Source organism: Streptomyces sp. CNZ287, assembly GCF_007827615.1.
Genome location: NZ_VISV01000019.1, coordinates 140,687 through 158,420 on the forward strand (window position 1 = coordinate 140,687; position 17,734 = coordinate 158,420).

Annotated in this window: 13 protein-coding genes; all 13 read left to right on the plus strand. The window is 74.5% G+C overall.

What is annotated here, in order from left to right:
* The first annotated feature begins 98 nt into the window (after nucleotides 1-98).
* The 13 genes from FB457_RS28330 (at nucleotide 99) to FB457_RS28385 (ending at nucleotide 17,718) form a co-directional block, all read left to right on the plus strand.
* Nucleotides 99-2,063, plus strand: a complete 1,965-nt coding sequence (locus FB457_RS28330) for an AAA family ATPase (protein ID WP_145783692.1) — start codon at nucleotides 99-101, stop codon at nucleotides 2,061-2,063.
* On the plus strand, nucleotides 2,056-3,273 hold the full coding sequence (locus FB457_RS28335; RefSeq protein WP_047018993.1) for a serine/threonine-protein kinase: 1,218 nt from the start codon (nucleotides 2,056-2,058) through the stop codon (nucleotides 3,271-3,273). The genes FB457_RS28330 and FB457_RS28335 overlap by 8 nt, the downstream gene beginning before the upstream one ends.
* Entirely contained in the window at nucleotides 3,270-4,532 is a 1,263-nt protein-coding gene (locus FB457_RS28340; RefSeq protein WP_047018994.1) for a hypothetical protein, read from the plus strand. The genes FB457_RS28335 and FB457_RS28340 overlap by 4 nt, the downstream gene beginning before the upstream one ends.
* Nucleotides 4,525-4,833: a hypothetical protein gene (locus tag FB457_RS28345; RefSeq protein WP_145783694.1), complete on the plus strand. Its 309-nt coding sequence runs from the start codon at nucleotides 4,525-4,527 to the stop codon at nucleotides 4,831-4,833. The genes FB457_RS28340 and FB457_RS28345 overlap by 8 nt, the downstream gene beginning before the upstream one ends.
* Nucleotides 4,817-5,398 (plus strand): nucleotide exchange factor GrpE, encoded by a 582-nt coding sequence (locus FB457_RS35445; RefSeq protein ID WP_186462055.1) that lies wholly within the window; start codon nucleotides 4,817-4,819, stop codon nucleotides 5,396-5,398. The genes FB457_RS28345 and FB457_RS35445 overlap by 17 nt, the downstream gene beginning before the upstream one ends.
* The gene (locus FB457_RS28350) at nucleotides 5,395-7,944 is read left to right on the plus strand and encodes an Hsp70 family protein (RefSeq protein ID WP_186462056.1); all 2,550 of its coding nucleotides are present in this window, start codon (nucleotides 5,395-5,397) and stop codon (nucleotides 7,942-7,944) included. Before FB457_RS35445 ends, FB457_RS28350 begins: the two co-directional genes overlap by 4 nt.
* Nucleotides 7,945-7,947: 3 nt before the next feature.
* Nucleotides 7,948-8,346, plus strand: coding sequence for a hypothetical protein (locus FB457_RS28355; RefSeq protein WP_145783696.1), 399 nt, complete (start codon nucleotides 7,948-7,950; stop codon nucleotides 8,344-8,346).
* A 24-nt stretch (nucleotides 8,347-8,370) separates the two neighbouring features.
* Nucleotides 8,371-10,617: a protein kinase domain-containing protein gene (locus FB457_RS28360; RefSeq protein ID WP_145783698.1), complete on the plus strand. Its 2,247-nt coding sequence runs from the start codon at nucleotides 8,371-8,373 to the stop codon at nucleotides 10,615-10,617.
* Nucleotides 10,614-12,671, plus strand: a complete 2,058-nt coding sequence (locus FB457_RS28365; protein ID WP_145783700.1) for a protein kinase domain-containing protein — start codon at nucleotides 10,614-10,616, stop codon at nucleotides 12,669-12,671. Before FB457_RS28360 ends, FB457_RS28365 begins: the two co-directional genes overlap by 4 nt.
* 362 nt (nucleotides 12,672-13,033) lie before the next feature.
* Nucleotides 13,034-13,330 carry a DUF1876 domain-containing protein gene (locus FB457_RS28370; protein WP_047018998.1) on the plus strand — a complete coding sequence of 99 codons (297 nt, stop codon included), beginning with the start codon at nucleotides 13,034-13,036 and terminating at the stop codon, nucleotides 13,328-13,330.
* A 12-nt stretch (nucleotides 13,331-13,342) separates the two neighbouring features.
* A complete protein-coding gene (locus FB457_RS28375) occupies nucleotides 13,343-13,801 on the plus strand; it encodes an Hsp20/alpha crystallin family protein (RefSeq protein WP_047018999.1) in 459 nt (152 codons plus the stop codon).
* 41 nt (nucleotides 13,802-13,842) lie between these two features.
* Nucleotides 13,843-14,772: a DUF1918 domain-containing protein gene (locus FB457_RS28380; RefSeq protein ID WP_186462057.1), complete on the plus strand. Its 930-nt coding sequence runs from the start codon at nucleotides 13,843-13,845 to the stop codon at nucleotides 14,770-14,772.
* Between the two features lie 267 nt (nucleotides 14,773-15,039).
* Complete coding sequence (locus tag FB457_RS28385; protein ID WP_145783703.1) at nucleotides 15,040-17,718, plus strand: HAD-IC family P-type ATPase; 2,679 nt, start codon at nucleotides 15,040-15,042, stop codon at nucleotides 17,716-17,718.
* Nucleotides 17,719-17,734 lie beyond the last annotated feature (16 nt).

Sequence of the window (17,734 nt, forward strand, 5' to 3'; positions counted from 1 at the left end):
AGGGTCCCGAGACGGCGCAGGTATAACTAGGTGTCACTAGATATAACACCGTCGAAGGCCCGACCGGGCCGTACTTACGAGGCGCTTCACTCGGGTAAGTGCTCTGGGAAGGCGTGGCGTTGGAGAACCTGGGGATCGACCGGCTGGATCCGGCGCTGCTGGCGGCGGCCGACGGCCTCGTCGGTGCCGTCGCCGCGGCCGTCGAGACCGGTGCCGCCCGGGTCGAGCCGTCCCACCTGGTGATCACGCTCGCCCGGCTGCCGGGAAGCGAGGCGGCGCGGCTCTTCGACCGGAGCGGGATCCCCGTGGAGGCGTTCGTCGAGGCGCTGCGCGCGAAGAGCCCGCCGCGCACCGGCCTGCCGCCGACGGAGCTGACCGCGGGGACGGCCGCCCGGGCGACCCGGGAGCTGCTCGGCGCGCTGCCGGCCGGGGCCGGTGAGCGGCACCTGCTGGCCGCCGCCCTCGCCCGCCTGGAGCCCGCCGCCGCCGAACTGCTGGTCAGGTACGGCCGGGTGGACCTCGACCGTGCGATCGGCGAGCTGCGCGCGGAACCGGCCGCGCCGCGCGAGGTGTTCGGCGACGACGGCCGGCTGCTGCCCGACCGCTTCAGCCCCGGGGCACGGCGGGTGCTGGCCGGGCTGACCGGCCTGGCCGCGCAGGGCGGCGGTGCCGAGGCCGCCCCGCTGCCCACCACGCTCCTGCTCCAGGCCATGGCCGCCGTGCCCAACGGACTGGTCGAGCAGGGGTGCGGCTTCCTGGGCCACGACGTACGTACCCTGCGCACGCAGCTCGCGTCCCTCACCGGCAACGGCGCCGGCCCCTCCGGCGCACCCGGCCCGGCCACGGGAGCCCCGGTGACGCTCACCCGCGACGGCGTCCACGAACCGCTCGCGCGCACGCTGGAGAAGGCCGCCGCGGTCACCGCGCAGCGCCGCGGCGAGCTGGTCGCCGAACGCGACCTGCTCGCCGCGCTGCTCGACACCCCCGTCGGCCTGGCCGCCGGCTTCCTGCGCGGCACCCGTATCGACATCACCCGGCTGCGCCGCTTCGCCGACACCCTCTACCAGGAGCACGTGCCGCAGGAGCCGGAAGGGGATGCCCTGGCGGAGATGCCGCCCCTGCACGAATCGCTCGCCTGGATGCACGAGCGCCTCGTCGGGCGGGAGTCGGTCATCGAGCGCCTCACCCCCTCCCTCGAAATGATCACCCGGTCGCTCCGGCGCGGAGTGCGGCTCCAGGACCGGCCCCTGGCCCGGTTCCTGTTCTGCGGCCGGAGCGGTACCGGCAAGACCCTGGCCGCCCGCGTGCTCGCCAAGGTCGTGTACGGGTCGGAGGACGACGTGCTCTTCTTCGAGATGGGCCAGTTCAACACCAAGGAGTCGATGAACAACTTCATCGGCGCCGCGCCCGGCTACGTCGGCTTCGGCGAGGGCAAGCTCACCAACGGGCTCCGCGACAACCCCCGCCGCGTGCTGCTCTTCGACGAGGTCGAGAAGGCGGACGGCAGGGTGCTCGACGCCCTCCTGCGGCTGCTGGACGAGGGGCAGATCAGCGATCCGGCGGGACCCGTGCGCGACGCCCGGGACTCGGTGATCGTGCTCACCTCGAACCTCGGCACCACGGGCCCGGCCGACGGCCCGGATCCGTACGGGTACGGCGCGGGCGAAGCCCCTGACGGCGCCGCCCACATGCGGCGGATCATGGAGGGGTTCTTCCGGCCCGAGTTCCTCAACCGGATCGACGAGGTGATCCTCTTCGAGGCGTTCCGGCAGGACCAGCTCGAAGCCATCGCGCTCGGCGGGCTGCGCCGCCAGGCCGCCCGGGTGGGGACCCAGCTCGGCGTGGAACTGTACTGGCAGCAGGACGTGCCCGCGCGGATCGCGGAACTGGCGGTCACGCGGCGCGGCCAGGAGGCCGCCCGCGGCGTCAACCGCTACATCGACGGCGTCTTCCCGCCGCTGCTGCGGCTGCTGGACGAGGCCGACGCCCGCGGCGAGTCCGTGGCGCGGGCGCGGATCGTCGTGGACGGCGAGCGGCTGTCGGTGGTGAACGGCGGTGGCTGATCTGCTCGACGGTCGCTACCTGCTGCACGAGAAGCTCGGCCGGGGCATGTTCGGCACGGTCCACCGGGCCGAACTCCGCGTCCTCGGCCACACGCTCCGGCAGGTGGGCGTCAAGCTCTTCCACGCCGAGCGCGCGGTACCGGTGCCCGAACTGCTCGGCGAGGCGCTGCAGTCGATCGAGGTGGTGGAGAAGTGCCCGGATCCGGTGGTCCGCGACCGCTTCCTCACCTGCCTCGACGCCGGTGTCGAGGACGGCGCCGCCGGCCGTCCGTACATGGTGACGGAGCTGGCCAGGGGCGACCTCGCCTGGCGGCTGCGCGGCGGCCAGCTCCCCGTCGCGACCGTGCGCGACTACGCCCGCCAGCTCTGCCAGGGCCTCGCCTTCCTGCACGGGCAGGGCGTCGTCCACCTGGATCTGAAGCCCGGCAACATCCTGGTCTCGGCGTCGGGATCGCTGAAGATCGGCGACTTCGGGCTCGCCCGCCGCGTCAGCGCGGTGCTGCGCCGCGCCCCCGCCGCCGGCGGGACGGTGTGGTACGTACCGGCCGAGGTGCTGCAGTTGCAGGAGGCCGGCCCCGAGGCCGACGTCTACGCGCTCGGCCTCATCTGCTACCAGATGCTCACCGGCCGCCTCCCGCACCAGGACCAGCTCCGCGCCGCCGCGCCGGACGAGGTCACCGCCCCCGACACCGACACGCTCGTACGGCTGAAGCTGCGCGACGCGGAGCCGCCCGGCATCCGCAACCCGGAGGTGCGGGGCCACCCCTTCGAAGCGGTCGTCATGCGGGCGGTCAGCCCGCTGGCCACCGACCGGTACCCGGACGCCGGCGCCCTCCTGCGCGCACTGGACGACCCGGCCGGGGCACCCCCGCCCCGTGCCCTGACGCCGAGGCAGCGGCTGGAGACACTGACGGAACACCTCCGCGGGGCGCTGCGGCGCGGCGACCTCGACCTCGCGGACGAACTGCGCCGGGAAGCGCTCGACCTCAACCGGGCGCTGCCCGACACCGCGATGGTCCCCGAGGTCTACGCCCTCGCGACCGAGGCGGCGCTGCGGCGCGACGAAGGCGGCGAGGCCCGGGCGCTGGCGATGGAGGGGCTGGGCAGGCGCCGGTGCCCGGAGACTTTCCGGGCGATGGCGGCGGCCTTCGCCGGCACCGAGCTGGGACGCGGCTTCGCCCGCCGGAGCGGGGAGGGGGCCGGCCGATGACGGCGGGGCCCGAGCTGGAGCGGCTGGCCGGTGAACTGGAGCGGTTGCAGGAGGAGTTGTCCGGGCTGGTCACAGGAGAGGCGCCGGCGCCCGCGTCCGCGTACGAGGCGCTGCGGCAGGACGGGGAGCTGCACCCCTGGACGAGCACGGCCGTCCGGCTCTGGGAGGAGCAGCTTGCGGACGGCGCGGACAGCGAGGTCGTCCATCACCTCGCCATCGCGCACCACGCCCGCGCGTACGACCTGGAGGCGGCAGGCGACGATGCCGCTTTCGGCCACTTCGAGGAGGCCCTGCGGCACTGGGCCTCGCTCCACGGGGACCGGGACTTCTGGCGGCGGGCGTACGAGCGGCTCACCGGTGCCATGGGGGTCCCGGTGCCCGGCGAAGTCGTCGAGGAGGCGCGTGCCCGGCTGCCGCGCAACCTGCTGGAGCCCCATCTGACCCTCGCCGCCCGGTTCAGGATCACCGACCCGCGCCGTGCACGCAGGCACGTGCGGCTCGTGACCGACTCCGGGTTCCCCGCCGCGATCGTGGCGGAGGCCCGCGCGGACCTGGTGCGCGACGTGCTCGACGGCGTCCCCCAGGCCGTCGCCGAGGGCAGGTTCGGGGAGACGCTGGACACCCTGGAGACCTGGCTGCACCTGGACCCGGAAGGTCACGGCCTCCTGCGCGCCGTGCTCTTCACCGGCAGGAGCTGGATGGAGCGGCTGCGGGACGAGCCGTACGCGACCCGGCGGATGGACGAGCTGCTCGACCGCGTCGACCGGCTCGTCCGGCCCGGACTCGCCCTCGCCGGGCCGCCCTCGGGAGAGCTGGCGAAGGAGCTGGCGCGGCACGAATTCCTCCTCGCGCTGCGGTCGTTCGGAGCGTTCGGCACGGCCCCGCCGTCGCCGGACTCGCTGGGCTCGCGGGCCGAGGTGGAAGAGGCCAGGCGCGCCGCCGGGCGGGCGAGCCGGCAGGTGGAGACGGCGCTGGAGCTGTACCCGGAGATGGGCGACGACCCCCGCTACGCGGAGGTCACGGAGCTGCGGAGCACCGTGCTGCCGCGGTACCGGGCGTGGCTGAGCGCGCTGTCGGCGCAGTTCCTGCTCACCGCCTTCGGTATCGGCGACCGCGAGCTGGCCAGGGCCCGTCAGCTCCTCGACGAGGCGGGGGAGTACACGGCGGCCGATCCGTCGCTGGAGAGTTTCGTCCGCTCGCTCGAGAACCTGCTCTCGATCCGGGGCCCCGGCCGACCAGGGGAGATGAGGCATGACTGACAATCCGTGGGCATGGCGCGACGGGCACAACCCCTATCGCACCACCCCCTTCCAGGTGCTCGCGCTCAGCCCGGAGGTGAGCGGGCGGGCGGAGATCCGCAACCACGTCAGGAAGCGGCGGCAGCGCATCGAGCGCCGCGCCGACCGCTACCCGCTCTTCGGCCGCACCCTGCGGGTCGCCGAGGTGAACGCCGCGGAGGACCGCATCAAGGACCCGGCGGCGCGCCTCCTCGCCGAGCTGTGCACCCACCGGCCAGAGCAGCCGGCGGAGCGGGAGCGGGCCGATGACGCAGCCTGCTGACCCCCTGCGCATCGACGAGCAGGAGCGCCTTCTCGCCGCCCGGCCCGAGCCCCCGCAGGGCGTCGTGTGGCGGCTGCTGCGGGAGCGGGCGCAGGCCGCCGACGCGGCGGTGGCGGAGACCCACCGGCAGGCAGGCGAGCACAAGAGCGCGTTCGAGCACTTCGCGCGGGACGTCGCCAACGCGCTGCACGGGCTGCACGGCGTCACCGCGGCCACCGCGGCCGACGCGCTGCCGTCCCTCACGGCGAAGCTGGCGAAGGCCCTGGAGGGCTCGGGCGCGCGCTTCCTCGACCCGGCGGGTGAGCCGTACGAGGAGGTCGAGATGTGGGCCGACGTGGTGGGCTCGGAGCAGCGGGCGGGGCTGGAGCGGGCGGTGGTGGCCGAGACGCTGCAGCCGGGACTGCTGATGGCCGACGGGAAGCTGGCCCAGCGGGCACGCGTGTACCTGGCCGTCCCCCCGGCCGTCCCCGAACGGCAGGACGGGCAGAGCGAGCGGACAGGACAGGCAGAGCAGGCAGAGCAGGCAGAGCAGGCAGAGCAGGAGAGGGAGGGGGAGCAGGAGTGAGCCTCACCATCGGGATCGACCTCGGCACCACGAACAGCCTCGTCGCCGTGCCCGCCGACGCGGACATCCCGGGCAAGCAGGAGCTGATCAGGACCGGGCGGTTGAAGCCGGTCGGCGGCGCCCTGATCATCACCGACGCGTACCAGGCGCCCCTCACCCCGTCGGTGGTGTGGCTGGAGGAGGACGGCACGCCCGTCGTGGGCAGCCTGGCCAAGAGCAAGGTCAAGTACGACGGGCAGCCGCCGCCCGCGATGTTCTTCAAGCGCACGATGGGCACCGACCAGCGGGTGACCGCGGGACACGCCTCCCTGACACCGCAGCAGGCGTCCACGCACGTGCTGCGCCGGCTCAAGGACCTCGCAGAGGAGGTCCTTCAGGTCCCCGTGGACCAGGCGGTCGTCACCGTGCCCGCGTACTTCGAGATGCGGGCGAAGAACGAGACGGTGCAGGCCGGCCTCGACGCCGGCCTGGCGAAGGTGGAGACCCTCATCGAGCCGTTCGCCGCCGCCCTCATGTCCACCCACGAGCAGCAGCCGGAAGGGCCGCGGACGTTCCTCGTGTACGACCTGGGCGGCGGGACGTTCGACGTGTCCGTCGTGACCTGGAGCCCGGAGGCCGGTTTCGAGCACCTCGCCTTCGAGGGCGACCGCTACCTGGGCGGGTACGAGTTCGACAAGGCCGTCGTGCGCTGGATGGCCGAGCAGCGGCCCGCGTACGACCTCAGGCTCGACCCGGAGGAACCGGAGGAGGCCCGGCTGCTCGCCCGGCTGCTGGTCCGGGTGGAGTCCGAGAAGCACTTCCTCTCCCGGGAGACGCAGACCGAGATCTACGTGGAGGGGGAGGCGGACCGCGCCGGCATCCCCATGACCGTCAAGCTGCCCTTCTCCCGCGCCGAGTTCGAGGACCTGATCCGGCAGGACGTGCAGCGCACCTTCGACCACTGCGACGCCGCGCTGCAGCGGGCGGGCCTCGGCCCCGCGGACCTCGACGAGATCGTCCTGGTCGGCGGCTCGTCGCGGGTGCCGATGATCAGCCGGCTGCTGCGGGAGAGGTTCGGCCGCGAGCCGCGGCTGATCGACCCCGACCTGTGCGTCGCGGTCGGCGCCGGCATCAAGGCGGGCGCCGCCGGCGTCCGGCAGGGCGTCCTCGAAGTCGACCAGGTGACGGCCACCCTGCCCGCGACCGACATCACCGGCAGGGTTCACCCGGGCGGGCACGGCACCGCGCCGGGCGACCTGCACGTCCTGCTGCGCTCCGGAGACGGCGTCCAGAGCCACCGGCAGGAGACCGACGCCGAGGGCAGGTTCGTCTTCGACGACGTCGCGCTGCACGACGGGGAGAACGAGTTGACGATCACGGTCGTCGCGGGCGGAAAGGAGATCGAGAGCCGGCGGATCACCGTCGCGCCGGGCCACGAGCCGCCGCCCACCGACGAGGGCGACGTGCTGGCGCACGACTTCTTCGTGGAGCTGGCGGAGGGCCCGTACCGGATCGCCGAGGCGGGCACCAAGCTGCCCCACCACACCGACTTCCTGCTGGAGACCGCGGGCCAGGGGGTGCTGCTGCGGGTCCGGCTGCACGAAGGGCTCATCCCCATCGGCCAGGTGGACGTCGACGGCCTGCCCAGCACGCTGCCCGCCGGCACCCCGCTCGAACTGGAGCTGGAGTTCCGGCCCGACTGGTCGATCGAGGCGGAGGTACGGATCCCCGCGGTCGGCGCGCAGGGCCGGGCGGTGATCTCCGTACCGCGGGAACACGTGCCCTCCTGGGACGAACTGCAGCAGCATTACCTGGAGGTCAGGTCCGGCTGGCAGGAGCGGCGGGCGGTCGCCAGGCCGGAGGACGCCATGCGCTACGGACCGCGGCTGGACGCGCTCCTCCAAGAGTGCACGGCGCTGCTCAACCAGCGCCAGGACCGGGCCAAGAGCCACCACAAGCTGCGCGAGGCCGAGACCCTGCTCGGCAACATCCGGCTGCCGGGCGCGGACCCGATGCACCCGCCGATGCCGGAGTTCGAGAACAAGCTGGTCGAGCTGGCCGCGCTCTGCGACGACCTCGCGCGCGTCGACGCCAGGGAGGCGCAGCAGCACCGGGAGAGCATCCCCGGCCTGCGCGCCGCCGGGATGGCGGCGTACCAGTCGGGCAACAGCATGGACTGGCACAGCATCAACCAGGCGGTCGAGGACCGGTGCGCGGCGGTACGCGCGCGGTTCCAGGCCGACCAGCCGCCCCCGAGTCCGGCGAACATCCAGCTCATGCTCTACCGGGAGCTGGAGGAACTGGACCGCGCGCTCCAGGACATCGACCAGCTCACCGAGGGGCGCTACCGGGGCCGGACCGAGGAGTTCCGCGCCGAGGTGGCCGCGGTCGTCCAGGCGGTGGGCAGCATCGTGACGGAGGACCCGCAGGCCGCGGGCCGTTTCGCCGGGATCTACCGCAGCCGGCTGCAGCCGCTGGCCGCACGGATCGAGCGCTGGATGGAAGAGATCAAGGCCGGCGAGCCCGGAGTGATCTGGCCCCGGCTGCCGCAGGCCGGCGGGAGGTAGCCGGTGGCCGTGATCGACTGCCCGCTGTGCGGCCGGGCGCTGGCCGCACTGGTGGCCGAGTGCCCGGTGTGCCGGGGAGACCTGCGCCCGCTGGCGCAGGTCGCCGCCCTCGCCGACGAGTACTTCAACCAGGCGGTCGCGCTGGCCCGCGCGCAGCGGTGGCAGAGCGCCGCCGAGCACCTGGCGGTCACGCGCGCGCTCCGCCCGAACGACGTGGACGCCATCGTCCTCCTCGCGAAGATCCGCTACCGTCAGCGGGGCGGGCAACGCGCCGAGGCCACGGGGCTGCTGCGGCGTGCGCTCGAACTGGCCCCGGACCGCGAGGATGTCCGCTTGGCACTCGAGCAGTCCGCCAGAACGCGGCGGCAGCCCCGCCAGGCGCGGCAGCGGCGCCGCCGATGAACCGTGTGAGGCAGGTGAACGCGCGTGCGCGACGCGCCTTCTTCCGGGGACGGCTACGAGCGTCTCCACGACAGAGGCACCCGTGCCCTGGCGGCGGGGAACGTCCAGGAGGCGATCGAGGCCCTCGGTGAGGCCGTGTGCCTGCGCCCCGAACTGGTGGCCGCGCACCTCGCGCTGGGCGAGTGCTTCCAGCAGACCGGCAGGCCCGAGGTCGCCCGCCGCATCTACGAGTACGCCGCCCGGCTCGACCCGACCTCGCCGCTGGCCGCGGCCGCGCTCGCCGGCCTGCCCGCCAGGCCGGCGTCGCGGCACGCCTTCGAGCTGGGGCAGGTGGTGCGGAGCGCGGACAACACCTACCGCGTGCTGGAGCGCAGGATGGGCGCGCACGGTGCGGTGTCGATCGTGGAGCCGGCCGGGCGCAGCAGCTTCTTCGACCGCGTCGGGTACCGGCGTTACGTCCTCAAGACCTTCAACATCCCGCGACCGTGGAGCGGGGACGACCGGGAGCGCTTCGCCAACGAGGCGAAGACCTGGATGATGCTGGACCGGCACCCGCACATCGTCACCGCACTCTGGGTCGAACGGGTCGAGCGCCACCACTGCCTGCTGCTGGAGTACGTCTCCGGCGGCGACCTGGGCGCCGCTCTCGCCGCGGGACCGCTCGACCTGGCGCGGGCGCTCCGCTTCGGCCTGCAGTTCTGCGACGCCATGGAGTACGCGGGCCGCACCCTCGGCATCGTGCACGGGGACGTGAAGGCCGCCAACTGCCTCGTCACCGCGGACGACACGCTCAAGGTCACGGACTTCGGGCTGGCCCAGGTGTTCGGCCCCGCACAGGCGATGGGCGGCCGGCTGCCGGAGCTGAAGCCGGCGGTGCGGGCCATCTACATGGTGCCGGGCGGCACCCGCAACTACCGGGCGCCCGAGCAGTCCAGGTACGGCGCGCGGGTGGACGTGCGCACCGACGTCTACGGGTTCGGCGTGCTCCTCTACCAGATGGTCACCGGCGACCTGCCCGTCAGCGGCAGCGTCGCGGCCGAGCACATCAGGGCGCGGTCGGACACGGACGACCTCCCCGCGGGGCTGCGGGAGCTGGTGCTCGCCTGCGTGGAACCGGAACCGCAGCGGCGGCCGCGCAGCTTCCGCAGCGTGCGGGGCGAACTGCAGGCCGTGTACGAGATCGTCACGCGCCGGGTGGCGCCGGAGCCGGCGAAGCCCCTGCCCGGCGACCGGGACCTGTACATCCGCAGAGGCGTGGTGCTGGACGAACTCGACCGGCATGAGGAGGCGCTGACGTGGTTCGACAAGGCGCTGACCGTGGCCCCGGGCGACGGCTGGGCGCTCCTCAACAAGGCGTTGACCCTGACCTCGCTCGGCCGCCGGGAGGAGGCGCTGGCCTGCCTGGACGAGGCCCTCGACCGCTACCCGGGCTACCACCAGGCGCTCACCGCCAAGGCGAGGGTGCTCACCACCCTGGGCCGGTACCAGGAGGCGCTGGAGTGCGCGGCCCAGATCCAGAAGGGCCCCCTTCCGGGTCCCGGCTATCTCGCGGACGCGCTGGGCGGGCTCGCGGGCGCGATGGGCGGCCCCGTGGAGCGCCGGAAGGACGGCGCGCGCCCGGCCCGGGGGACCGACGTACGTCCGGGCCGGAGGACTGACGCGCGCCCTGGCCCGGGGGACGGCGTGCGCCTGCGCCGGGAGGACCACTTGCGCCCCGGCGGCCCCGCCGGCGGTCCCCGCACGGCGGCGGGAGGACCCGCCCCCCTGCATTCGCCCGGAGTCATGCTCGCCTGGCAGCTCGCCGCCGCCGAGGCCGCGCTGGGCCACGCGCCCGCGATCGAGCCGGCGCACCTGCTGCTCGGGGTCTGCAAGCTGGGTGACGGTGAGCTGCCGGGTCCCGCCGCCGCCCTGATCCGTACCCTGCCGCCGCTGCTCGACGAACTCGACGAGCTGCGCGGCCGGTTCCGCCGGGCCGGGCTGGAGGTCACCCGCTTCCGCCGCCGGCTGCGTACGAGCCTCGCCCGCCCCGCGGCGCGCCGCACCCGCTCGGGCGACGGCGTCATGCACCGGACCCCGGCCGCCCGCGAGGTCTTCCGCAGGGCCGAGGAGCTGGGGGAGCGGGCCCCGGGCACGGGCGCGGCCGTGGGCTTGATCGAACTCCTGCGGGCGCTGCTGGAGTTGCCCGCCCCGCCCTGGGGCGAGCTGGCCGCCGAGCTGGGCGTGGCCGGCGGACTCCGGGCGCTGGCGCACGACGACGGGAGCGCCCGGTGACCACTGCCCCCTACAGCGGCGGCGTCGGCCTGGCCGTGATGCTCGCCCTGGGCGAAGCCGCCATGGGCGGAGCGGACGAGGCGGAGCCGGTGCACTTCCTGCTGGGGATCTGCAAGGCGTGCGAGATGCCGGTGGCCGACGCCGAGCCGGAGCCCGCCGCGGACCTGGCCGCCGAACTGGCGGGACTCAGGGCCGCCTTCGAGCGGGCCGGGCTGGACACCGCGGCCTTCCGGCGCCGGCTCCGCGCCCTGGTGGCGCGGCCGGACCGGAGCCCCCGGGCCGACGGCATGCCGGAGAGCGGTGCCGCCGCACGTGAACTGTTCCACCGGGCGGAGGAGCTGGCCCAGGAGCGGCGCGACGACGCGGTGGGGCTGCCCCACCTCCTGGCGGCCGTCCTGGAGACCCCGTCCCCGCCGTGGGCGGCGCTGGCCGCCGAGATGGGGGTCGCGGACCTGCCCGGCGCGCTGCTCCCGGACCGGACACCGGGCGGTGAGGACCGGGGCGGCGCCTCCGCCCGGGTGGCGTTCACGGTGCTCCAGGGACCGCTGCGCGGCAAGACGTACGAGTTCCACGAGCGTACGACCTGCATCGTCGGCCGGGCGGACGGCTGCACGCTCCAGCTTCCCGAGGACGAGCAGTACTCGGGGATCTCCCGGCACCACTGCCTGCTGGACATCAACCCGCCCGACGTGCGGGTGCGGGACCTCGGCAGCGCCAACGGCACCTACGTGAACGGCGAGAAGATCGGCCAGCGGGACGCCGGCCGCCCGCCGCCCGGTGCGGACCGGCTGCTCTCGTCCGAGCGGGCGCTGCGGGACGAGGACGAGATCGGGCTCGGCGGCATCCGGCTGCGCGTCGGCATCCGCGTCCCCGCCCGCTGCGCCACCTGCGGCAAGGCGATCGGCGGGGAGCAGGACGGCGACCGCTGCGTGATGTGCCGTACGACGCGGCCGACTTCGGTGCGCGAAACCACGCCGGGGCCGGACCCCGGGCCGGCGTCGCGGCCGGCGCCGGAACCGCAACCGGGGCGGCAGCCGGGCGCGGACGGGAACTGCGCCGCCTGCGGCAGCCGGCTCGCGGCCGAGCGCACCGCCCGGCCCGCCGTGGACGAACTGTGCGGCGCGTGCCAGGGCGACCCGGAGCGGGTCATGGAGCAGCTCCTCCAGGTCGCCGACGACGGCACCAGGAGGCTGCACCTGTTCGGCGGCTACACCGTCCAGCGGCAACTGGGCCGGGGCGGCATGGGCGCGGTGTACCTCGCCCGGGACCACCAGACCGACGAACTGTGCGCGCTCAAGGTGATGCTGCCGCGGGCCGCGGGCAGCGAGACGGCCAGGGCGCGGTTCCTGCGCGAGATGTCGACGGTCGAGATGCTGCGCCACCCCCATCTCGTACGGCTGCAGGACCACGGCTGCTGGAACGGGATCTACTTCTTCGTCATGGACTACTGCGACGGCGGCGACGTCGCCGGGCTCGTCCACCGGCGGGGCGGCCGGCTGCCGGACTACCAGGCGGTCGGGATCACCCTCCAGGTGCTGGACGGCCTGGCGTACGCGCACCAGGCGGACGTCCGCGCGTACGACCGGCAGGGCCGCCCGCTCGCGGTCCGCGGGCTCGTCCACCGGGACCTGAGCCTGCGCAACATCTTCCTGGACGGCGGTGTCGCGAAGGTCGGCGACTTCGGGCTGGCGAAGGCGTTCGACGCCGCCGGGCTGAGCGGGCTGACGCACACGGGCACCAGCGCGGGCAGCCCGTCGTTCGTCTCCCGGCAGCAGGTGCTCCAGTTCAAGCGCGCCCGCCCCGAGGTCGACGTCTGGTCCGCGGCCGCGTGCCTGTACTACATGCTCACCGGCTCCACCCCGCGCGACTTCCCGGCGGGCGCCGACCGGTGGCGGGTGGTCCTGGACAGCCCCGCCGTCCCGATCCGCCACCGGAGCACCGAGGTGCCCGAGCGGCTGGCGAAGGTGATCGACCACGCCCTCACCGAGGACCCGGAGATCGGCTTCGGCAGCGCGGCGGAGTTCCGCCGCGCGCTCCTGGAGGCCCGGGACTGAGCGCGCGCCCCACCCCCGCCCCGGCTGATCATCACGGGCCCGCGGTGGTTGTCACAGGCGCCGCACAGCCCGCCGGTGGGCCCGGTGTCCCTGCCGCATCCGGTCCTGCTGTCCGACGCGGAGCGGTGGCGGGCCCTGCTCGACGCCGGACGGCTGGCGGAGGCTTACCGGCGGCAGCCGCCCGGCTGACGGCTCCGGCGTGATCACGGGGCCGAGTGGCCGGGCGGCAGGGACCATCGGCCCTGTGATCGGGTGCGGCCACCGGCACACGGTGGAGGCAGAGGTGCTTTCCCACCCGGGGTGAAAGCACGGCGGGGCGCGTTGCGACTCCGTGCTCCGCACCGAGACGCGGAGGGAAGACGATGACGCACACCGTGAAATGGAACGTCAGCCTCCAGCTCTTCGAGGAGGCGGGGACGACGACGGCGCGCGTGGTGCTGGACACCGCGGCCGGGCGGTTCACCGGGCACGGGGACGCGCGCAGGAACCCGGCGGACCCGGACGTGCCCGAGATCGGTGACGAGCTGGCCGCCGGCCGGGCGCTCGACGACCTCGGCCGGCAACTGGTGGACGTCGCCCGGCGTGACGTCGAGGCGATCGAGGCCACGGGGCCGAGCGCGGGTTCGGGCGACGGCTGGCCGTCCCCGGACCGGATGTGAGGAGGCCGAACGATGACGAAGCCAGTCCGCCGTAGCGGTGGGGTCCTCGGGACGTGGGACCCCTTCCGCGAGATGGAAGACCTGCACAGCCGTTTGGACCGCCTCGTGCAGTCCGCCGTTCCGGCCGTACCCGGACCCGGTGCTCCCGGGGCCTGGGTTCCTCTGGCCGACATCGAGGACACCGAGGACGCCTACCTGGTGGAGCTGGAGCTTCCCGGAGTAGGCAAGGACGACCTCACCGTGGAGATCACCGACTCCGAGATCGGCGTCCACGGCGAGATCCGGGAGAAGGAACGCACCGGCGTGGTCCGGCGGCGAGGCCGCCACGTCGGGGAGTTCGACTACCACGCCAGTCTGCCGTCGAACTCGGACACCGGTGACGTCAGCGCGGAACTGACCAACGGCGTCCTCACCATCCGCGTTCCGAAGGCCGAGAAGACCGGGGCGCGGCGTATCGAGATCGAGGGCTGACCGCCGGCCCCCGGCAGCATGGCGAGGAGGCGGTGGCGATCATGCGAGCTGAACCGGGCGATCGACTCGTGGTGGAGAGTCCTGCCACCGGAGCCGCCAGACGCGATGGCGAGATCATCGGGGTCCGCCATGCGGACGGCACTCCTCCCTACGAGGTGCGCTGGTCGGACACGGACGAGGTGACCCTCGTCTATCCCGGGCCCGACGCACACGTCCGCGGCCCCGGAGGCCCGCCGGAGGGTGAGGCCGAGGCGGGCCGGTCACGTACGGACCGCGGGGGAGAGCGGACAAGCGCCGAGCCGCGCGCGACCCCACCCGCCAGGCCGGCCCATCCCGGCGACATCGGCCGCCGCGTGTCCGCGGAGCGCAGACGCCGGGGACTGACCCGGGAGGAGACGGCCCACCGCGCCGGAATGGCACCGGAATACCTGGCGTACCTCGAAGAACAGGCGGCCGACCCGACGGCGGCCTGCCTCGCCCGCCTGGCCGGTGTGCTCGGCACGACCCCCGTCGCGCTGCGCGGCGGCGGCATCGACCGGCCGCCCGGTCAGGGGCAGGCGCTGCGGCACCCCCGGATACGGGATCTCGGTCCCGACGAGTGCCGCCGTCTGCTGTCCGCCTCCGGTGTGGGGCGGGTGGCGGTCTCGACACCGCAGGGCCCCGCGGTGGTTCCGGTCAACTACGAGGTCGTCGACGAGGCGATCGCCTACCGGACCGCGCCGGACTCGGTTCCGGCGGCGGCCGTGGGATCGGAGGTCGCCTTCGAGGTCGATCACCTGGACGAGGCCATGGGCCAGGGCTGGAGCGTGCTGGTCGTCGGACCTGCGCGAGTGGTGACCGACCCCGGCGCCGTGAGGAGACTGGCCGAGGGCGCCCACGCCGCACCGTGGGCCGGGGGCGAACGGGAGATGTGGGTCTCGATCCGGCCCACGCGCATCACCGGACGCCGCATCACGGAGCACGGGCAGTAGCCGGGAGCCCCGGGCTGGTGACGAGCCGGCGCCGACCGGCTCTGCGGGAGCCCGCGCGCGGCTCCGGCAGCGGATGTCCCGCGCACCGTGCCCGTGTTCCTCCTGCCCGGACAACCGCGGATTGCGGCGTACGGGCGGCGGCCGGAGGAGCGATCATGACTGCCGGCCGGGGGCGCAGCGCTGCGCGGCGAGGAGCGGCGGTGCACGCTGAGCAGGCGGGGAGAAGCCGCCGGGCGGGGCGGCCGGGCACCTGGACAGGAGAGGCGGATGGCACCCGACGCAGAGCCGTCCGGGCACGACAACGGCGCGGGTGCGCATCCCGACGAGCCCGGCCGGCGGACGTCCGCCGGCGCCGAGCCGGTCCCGGGCCGCACGGCCGCGGGGCTCTCCCCGGATGAGGCGGCGCGGCGGCTTGCCCGCCACGGGCCCAACGAGATCCCCGCGGAGCCGCGGACCCCGGTGGTCCGGCGGGTGCTGCAGCAGTTGCGCGACCCGCTGATCCTCGTGCTGCTCGTGGCCGCCGCCCTGACACTGGCCACCGGAGATTTCTCGGACGCGACCGTGATCCTCTTCGTGATCACCGTGAACACCGTGGTCGGTGTCGCACAGGAGGTGCGGGCGGAACAGGCGGTCATGGCCCTGTCCGCCATGAGTGCCCCCGCCGCCCGGGTGGTGCGGGACGGTACCGAACGCTCCGTGCCGGCGGCCGAGGTGGTGCCGGGCGACCTGGTCCTGCTGGCCGGGGGAGACATCGTTCCGGCGGATGCGGACCTCGTTGCCGCGGTACGGCTGCTGGTGGACGAGTCCTCCCTGACGGGCGAGTCCGTTCCCGTGGAGAAGGCATCCGACGGGGACCCGGCCGGCGGCGGAGTGTCGGCAGGTACGGTCGTCGTCCGCGGTCACGGCCGGGCCGTGGTCACCGCGACCGGGGCCGACAGTGCGCTCGGCCGGATCGCCTCCCTGATGGGCACGGCGCCCGGCCTGACCCCGCTGCAACGCCGGCTGGCGAGGTTCGGCCGGACCCTCGCGGCCGTCATCGTGACGTTGTGTGCGGCGGTCCTCACGCTCGGGCTGGTGCGGGGGCAGCCCGTGGAGCTGATGATCGTGGCGGCGATCAGCCTCGCCGTCGCCGCCGTGCCGGAGTCCCTGCCCGCCGTCGTGACACTCTCCCTCGCTCTGGGCGCACGGCGGATGGCGGAACGGCATGCCATCGTCCGCCGGCTGCCCGCGGTGGAGACCCTGGGCTCCGTCACCGCGATCGCCACCGACAAGACCGGCACGCTGACCGAGGGCCGGATGGCGGCCGAGCGTCTGTGGACACCGCGCGGCGAGGCCACGGTCGAGGGCACCGGCTACGACCCCGTGGGCCGGGTGGTGCGTGCCGGGACGACGGCGACCCCGCAGGCCGCGCCCGATCTGGCGGAACTGCTCGGTGCCGCGATGCTGTGCAACGACGCGGCGCTGGAGCCTCCCTCCGACGGCTCCCCGGAGTGGAGTGCGCTCGGCGATCCCATGGAGGCGGCTCTGCTCGTGGCCGGAGCGCGCCTCGGGCTGGACCGTACGGCCCGGACTCGCGAACTCCCGCGCGTGGCGGAGATCCCGTTCGACAGCGACCGCAAGCGCATGACCACCGTGCACCGCCGGCCCGGCGGCGGCGTGCGGGTCGCGTGCAAAGGAGCGCCCGAATCCGTGCTCCGGCCCGGGATCCTCCGCGACGGCCCCGAGGCCGTGGCCCGGGCGGTCGCGCAGGCGGAGGTGCTGGCCCGCCGTGGGTACCGCGTGCTCGCCGTCGCCTCCGCCGACCTCGACGAGGCGGCGCGGCGGCCCCTGGTCCGGGAGTCGGGCCTGTCGCTGCGCGGTCTCGTGGGCATCATGGATCCACCCGGCAGCGGGGCGGCGCCGATGATCGCGGACTGCAAGCGGGCCGGCATCATCCCGGTACTGATCACCGGCGACCACCCGCTGACCGCGCGTGCCGTGGCCGAACGGCTCGGCATCGGCTCCCGGGACGAGGACGTCACCACGGGCGATCGGATCCGGCAGGGCACGGCGGGCGACCTGGCGGGAGTACGCGTTTTCGCCCGGACCGGTCCCGAGCAGAAACTGGACATCGTCCAGGCGTGGCGCGGTGCCGGGCACGTGGTGGCCATGACGGGGGACGGCGTGAACGACGGCCCCGCCCTGCGCCACGCCGACATCGGCGTCGCCATGGGCGGCCGCGGCACCGAGGTGGCCCGGCAGGCTGCCGATCTCGTGCTCGCCGACGACGACCCCGCCACCATCGTGGCCGCCGTCGAGGAGGGGCGCCGCATCTACGCGAACGTGCGCCGCTTCCTGCTCTACGGCCTCGCCGGCGGCACCGCGGAGATCCTCGTCATGCTCCTGGGCCCGTTCCTGGGGATGCCGCTGCCGCTGCTGCCCGCGCAGATCCTGTGGGTCAACCTGCTCACGCACGGCCTGCCCGGCGTCGCACTGGGCGCCGAACCCGTCGCGCCGGGTGCGATGCGCCACCGCCCGCGCCCTCCCGAGGAGAGTGTGCTGGGAGCCGGTCTGTGGCCCCGCATCCTCCTCATGGGTGCCTTCATCGCCGTCGTGACCCTGGTGGTCGGCGTCTGGGCCCGGGAGACCGGCCGGCCCTGGCAGTCCATGATGTTCCTGATCCTCGGTGCCACGCAGCTCGGCGTGGCGCTCGGTTCCCGGGCCCGTCCTGGCAGTACGGCCAATCCTCTTCTCCTGGTCGCCGTTGGTGCCGCCCTGGGCCTCCAGGTCGCCGGCGTATACCTGCCGCCCCTGCGGGAGCTGCTGGGCACGGAGCCGCTTCCGCTCACCGACCTGGTGATCGTCTGCGCGGTTTCGGGCCTCGGCCACGTCGTCATGCGCCTCCAGGCCAGGCTCCGGCCGGAACGGCCACCGGGCGGCGGCCCGCCGCGTCCGGAACGGCGCTGACGCCGGTATCCCGCGT